At 73.6% G+C, this 1,276-nt stretch carries 1 protein-coding gene; it reads left to right on the forward strand.

All coding sequences use genetic code 11. The features are described 5' to 3' along the window. On the forward strand, nt 1-1,276 hold a 1,276-nt coding region (locus tag ASG00_RS07450), incomplete at both ends, for an L-serine ammonia-lyase, iron-sulfur-dependent, subunit alpha (protein WP_235559422.1).

Below are 1,276 nucleotides of genomic sequence, written 5' to 3' on the forward strand. Positions count from 1 at the left end.
CTCCCACACCGTCGGTCCGATGCGGGCCGCCCGCGACTTCGTGCTGCGGCTGGATGCCACGGGCCAGCTCGCCGCGGTGCGCCGAGTGACGGTGACGCTCTACGGGTCGCTCGGCGCGACGGGCATCGGTCACGGCACGCCCGACGCTGTCATCGCGGGGCTGCGCGGGTTCGCCCCCGAGACGGTCGATCCCGCCGATGTGCGCGACGCGTGGAGCCGGTACCCCGAGGGTGAGCCGCTGCGGCTCGCCGGGCACCACCCCGTGCCGTTCGCGGCATCCGACATCGCCTTCGCGCCGCGCACACGGCTCCCCGGGCACCCGAACGCGATGACGCTCGTCGCCTCCGGCGATGCCGGTGTCACGATCGCCGCAGACACGTATTACTCGGTGGGAGGCGGTTTCATCCGACGCGAGGGCGAGGATGCCGCGGTCTCCCCGGCGGCGCTCCCGTTCTCCTACGGCGACGCGGCGACCCTGCTCGCGCTCTGCGACGAGCACGGCCTCACGATCGCCGAACTCGCCCGCCGCAACGAGGAGGCGCTGCGCGGCGAGGCCGAGGTGGCGGCGGGGCTCGACCGCATCTGGGACGCCATGTCGGCGTGCGTCGACGCGGGTCTTCACGCGACCGGCACGCTGCCCGGGATGCTGCGGGTCGCCCGGCGCGCCGACGCGATCAGATCGCAACTCGAGGCCGCCGAGGCCGACGGCCACCGGGAGCTGCCGGGGGAGTGGCTGGGCGCCTTCGCGCTCGCCGTCAACGAGGAGAACGCCGCCGGCGGGCGCGTCGTCACGGCACCGACCAACGGCGCCGCGGGCATCGTCCCCGCCGTCGCGATGTACTGGTGGCGCTTCCTCGCCGATTCCGGGCTCGGGCAGGGGAACGCCGTCACGCCGTACGGCGAGCTGGTCGGCAGTGCGCTGCTCGGCTTCACCGGCGAGGCCGCGCACGCTCTTCCCGAGGCGGCTGACGACGCGGTGGTCGCCGAGGCGAACCGTCGCCGCGGCATCCGTCGTTTTCTGCTCACCGCCACAGCACTCGGGTCGCTCTTCAAGGCCAACGCCTCGATCTCGGGAGCCGAGGGTGGCTGCCAGGCCGAGGTCGGCTCGGCGTGCGCCATGGCAGCGGGCGGGCTCACCGCCGTGATGGGCGGCACCAACCGGCAGATCGAGAACGCCGCCGAGATCGCCATGGAGCACCATCTGGGCCTCACGTGCGACCCGGTCGGGGGTCTCGTGCAGATCCCGTGCATCGAACGCAATGCGATCGCGGCATCC

The sequence above is a fragment of the Microbacterium sp. Leaf351 genome, from assembly GCF_001423825.1.
GTDB classification, from domain to species: Bacteria; Actinomycetota; Actinomycetes; order Actinomycetales; family Microbacteriaceae; genus Microbacterium; species Microbacterium ginsengisoli.